Here is a 3,320-nt window from a genome sequence, read left to right as displayed (position 1 = left end):
GCGCAGGGTCAAGCAGGTCTCGATCGCCAGATCAGAATATCGTTGTTGACCACCGCGCTTGCCGGAGCGCGTTGCGCCCCACCGAGACACCGCGTCTTCGCTGAACCAGACCGTTACGTCACCACGCTGGCGGAGCACCTCGTTGTATTCCGCCCAGTTCGTCACACGGTACTTTGCCTTCGCAAACTTATCCCGCCGCGACGCGTTGAATTTGAAAGGCATCCCAGCATCCCGCAGTCAAATCGAAGGACCAGCTACGCATCGGAAACGATTTGTGCAACACGCTCCAAATTCCATGGGAACCTTTTAAGCCATGTTGCATCTAACAGGCAGGTGACCAATGAGGCGCCTGTTAATACTCAGAAGAAGGACTACCCATGTTTAGGAACACGTTGACAATCTCAAGTCTGATGGTTGCCTTGAGCACTGTTTCGTATGCCGAAGGCTCAGCGGCGCTGCACCAGTCGCCTCCTGGAGATCCTTATGTGCAGGTGAGCGACGTTTTGCCCCTGCCCGAATTTCTCCCGGGGCTGGGAACTTTGTTCGTGAATCCGCAAACGCTGCCCGCCGGACCATTCCTCGCGTATGACCACGATGGGCAGCTGTCCGCAACCATTTACATGACCCCGCTGGAGGATCTCCAGAACGGTACGTCTTTCGACAATCTCGGCTTGGGCTCCGAAGCAGTAAAATCCGTCGATATCTACTACAACGCTGGTCATCCCGGTGTCGAAAAACCGCACGCGCATATTGCTCTCTTTCATGATGACGGAGCCAAGGAGCGGCTGGCAGAATGACTATCAAACGACGCAATGTCATTTGGCTTGGAGGCGGCTTAGTTGCCGCCCTCGGGTCGCCCAGCCTTTTGCTGGCCAAGCAAGTCGTAACGGTGGAGATGCGTGGAACGGCACGCGGTGAGAGAATTTGGTTTGATCCTCAAGGAGTGTCAATTTCCCCGGGCACAACGGTTCGCTTTATTAACAAGGACCCGGGAAATAGCCATACGGCCACGGCGTTTCATCCAGAACTGTTCGATAGACAGAGGCGTATTCCTGAACCAGCGCGGCCTTGGGACAGCGGTTTCTTGCTGCCAGGGGAAAGTTTCGAAGTCACTCTCGATGCGCCGGGCGTATATGACTACTACTGTATCCCTCACGAAATGGCGGCTATGGTAGGGCGTATCGTGGTGGGCACGCCTATAGACGCGAATTGGACTGGGGCAGCAGACGAAGCAGGTGACCTTTCGGACGAGGTGCTAGCCGCCTTTCCAAAAGTGGAGACCATCCTCGAACTGGGGAGCGTCCGAGTGGAGGACACATCATGACACTCCGGCACTACCGGCATACCAAAGAAGCCGCAGGTTCTTTCACACCAGAAGCCGACCTCGTTCTGGCAGCACGCAATGGTAGTGAACCTGCTATACGAGAGCTTATCCGGCACCTGAACCCAAGGTTGTTCCGGGTTGCTCGGGGGATCGTTTCTTCCGATGCTGAAGCTGAAGAAGTTGTGCAGGAAACCTATCTAACTGCATTTTCCAAAATCGACAGTTTCCGCGGTCAGTCTCGATTTTCCACCTGGGTTACGCGCATTGCAATAAACGCTGCAAGAACGCATTGCCGCCGTGACCGCTCTGCTGAGGAGTATGATACCGTGAGCGAATCCAATACTCCCCGCGTCCTTGAGATGTTTCCGAACCAGGGTGCTGAACTGCCGGAAACAGCTCTCGGCAGGGCGCAGCTCCGTGGGCTTCTGGAGAACTCCGTGGCCCGTCTGCCGCCAGAATTACGTCTCCCATTCCTCCTGCGTGAAGTTGAAGGCATGAGCATATCTGAAATATCCCATGAACTAGATCTCAATAAAGTCACCGTTAAGACGAGGTTGTTTAGAGCGCGCCGCCGCCTGCGTTCAGCTTTGGAAAAAAGTGTCGCGGGCGGGTTTGAGGCTATTTTTCCATTCGACGGAAAGAGATGTGCCGGGATGGCCGACCGGGTTATTTGCAGCTTGCGGGAAAGCAAACTGATATAGGACATTTTGATGATATTGTTCACACGTTGCATTTTCAGTTGGCTTCACATTGGAAGTCTGCGACAAAGGGCGCACCCTGAAAATTGCTTTGCAACAGGTAACATAATTTTATATTATCATTGATGTAAGGCTAAAGCGCTAGCGGAAGCATTGCTAATTTCTCCGAAATCTACATCAAGTTTGTTTTCCCTATTTACTCATAGGAGGCAGTAGATTGAATGGAAATCAAAGGACCGGGAAATGAATGAAGGCGACGCTAACAAAGACGTAATCATACAGATGCCGCTTCGCGATCAGAAAAAAGCGTCGGATATTGTGTGTTTGTTTTACAGAGATGTGTTCGAAAATAACAACAGGAAGGCATTGCGGAGATACTTTCCTCCAAACGCAGAATTCGGAGGAGCCATCGGCAGCTTGGCTAATTCAAGCGATGATTTTTTTGAAGCTGCCGATGTCCTCATGTCACTGATTGAAGTGAAGCCAAAAGTGTCAATAACTATCAAAATGGATAGTGAAGAGTGGGTGGCCGCAACAACCATTATTGACGCGATGTCCAAAGGCTCAGAAATTCCTTTGCTGATCCGGGGGCAGCTAATCGCGAGGGTGAAAAATCAGCAAATTGTAGAATGGCACTCAAGCACAGATTATCTGTCCCTTTTTGAGCAGCTGGGTCAAATCCCACCGGATTGCCTGCCTATATTAACGACGGGTGCAAAGCTAACGTGGAAAGGCTGGGCCGAAGGGCACATGTAAAGAGATGAGTTAGTTCGCCCTGAATAGGACCGCGTTGCACGAATAGCGCTCGGGCCGCATTTTCCCCTTTCCCCGGTTCGTTATGCGACACGCTCATAGGCCGCACGACCGAGACGGGCCATGCGGTTGAGGGCGTTGACAGCGATGCGGGCTTTGGTTGCCTGGGTCTCCATGTTGCGGCTGCGCAGTTCCGGTCCGATGACCTGTTTGTAGCGCCCGATCTGGGCCTCGCCGCGCGATCTCTGACCATAACCGGTGGCCCTCTGCCATGCCATTCGGCCAGTTTCGGTTATCATGTCGAGATGCGCGTTGCGTGCCTGGCAATCTCCGGGAACGGCGTTCTTCGGCGGCGGAATGATCAACTCGACATCCGGACCAAACGCGTGCCGGATTGTCGCGGCGGTTGGTACACCATCACCTTGTTGCAGCGGTCGCGGATTTCGTTCAGGAAGCACGCTCTCTTATCGTGAAGGTTGCCCCTTATGCCGCACAAGTTCAATGCCGGGCGCCGGGGCCAGTTTCCGGCATCGAAGTTCTGCGTG

At 53.4% G+C, this 3,320-nt stretch carries 7 protein-coding genes; 4 read left to right on the top strand and 3 right to left on the bottom strand.

From position 1 onward, the window contains the following. On the bottom strand, window positions 1–222 hold a 222-nt coding region (locus tag AC0KW6_RS22960), incomplete at its 3' end, for a transposase (RefSeq protein ID WP_474036157.1). Between the two features lie 155 nt (window positions 223–377). Here AC0KW6_RS22960 and AC0KW6_RS22955 point away from each other — a divergent pair. The 4 genes from AC0KW6_RS22955 to AC0KW6_RS22940 all read left to right on the top strand — a co-directional run bounded on the left by AC0KW6_RS22955 (window position 378) and on the right by AC0KW6_RS22940 (window position 2,778). Next, window positions 378–797, top strand: a complete 420-nt coding sequence (locus AC0KW6_RS22955) for a hypothetical protein (RefSeq protein WP_474036228.1) — start codon at window positions 378–380, stop codon at window positions 795–797. After that, complete coding sequence (locus AC0KW6_RS22950; protein WP_474036227.1) at window positions 794–1,324, top strand: cupredoxin domain-containing protein; 531 nt, start codon at window positions 794–796, stop codon at window positions 1,322–1,324. Before AC0KW6_RS22955 ends, AC0KW6_RS22950 begins: the two co-directional genes overlap by 4 nt. After that, the gene (locus AC0KW6_RS22945) at window positions 1,321–2,025 is read left to right on the top strand and encodes an RNA polymerase sigma factor (protein WP_474036226.1); all 705 of its coding nucleotides are present in this window, start codon (window positions 1,321–1,323) and stop codon (window positions 2,023–2,025) included. Before AC0KW6_RS22950 ends, AC0KW6_RS22945 begins: the two co-directional genes overlap by 4 nt. Before the next feature lie 240 nt (window positions 2,026–2,265). Further along, on the top strand, window positions 2,266–2,778 hold the full coding sequence (locus AC0KW6_RS22940) for a hypothetical protein (protein ID WP_474036225.1): 513 nt from the start codon (window positions 2,266–2,268) through the stop codon (window positions 2,776–2,778). A gap of 80 nt (window positions 2,779–2,858) precedes the next feature. Here the strand turns inward: AC0KW6_RS22940 and AC0KW6_RS22935 are convergent, their stop codons facing one another. Continuing rightward, on the bottom strand, window positions 2,859–3,053 hold the full coding sequence (locus tag AC0KW6_RS22935) for a hypothetical protein (RefSeq protein WP_474036224.1): 195 nt from the start codon (window positions 3,051–3,053) through the stop codon (window positions 2,859–2,861). Between the two features lie 83 nt (window positions 3,054–3,136). Further along, the coding region (locus AC0KW6_RS22930) for a hypothetical protein (protein ID WP_474036223.1) at window positions 3,137–3,320 on the bottom strand (184 nt) is incomplete at its 5' end.

Source organism: Leisingera sp. SA215 (genome assembly GCF_055902035.1).
Note: the sequence above shows the minus strand (reverse complement) of the source record. Positions and strands in the feature narration are given on the sequence as shown.

What these genes read in the sequence shown, in the direction of transcription:
- AC0KW6_RS22955 (WP_474036228.1), top strand. Translation starts at nt 378, where the DNA reads ATGTTTAGGAACACGTTGACAATCTCAAGTCTGATGGTTGCCTTGAGC.
- AC0KW6_RS22950 (WP_474036227.1), top strand. Translation starts at nt 794, where the DNA reads ATGACTATCAAACGACGCAATGTCATTTGGCTTGGAGGCGGCTTAGTT.
- AC0KW6_RS22945 (WP_474036226.1), top strand. Translation starts at nt 1,321, where the DNA reads ATGACACTCCGGCACTACCGGCATACCAAAGAAGCCGCAGGTTCTTTC.
- AC0KW6_RS22940 (WP_474036225.1), top strand. Translation starts at nt 2,266, where the DNA reads ATGAATGAAGGCGACGCTAACAAAGACGTAATCATACAGATGCCGCTT.
- AC0KW6_RS22935 (WP_474036224.1), bottom strand. Translation starts at nt 3,053, where the DNA reads ATGGCATGGCAGAGGGCCACCGGTTATGGTCAGAGATCGCGCGGCGAG.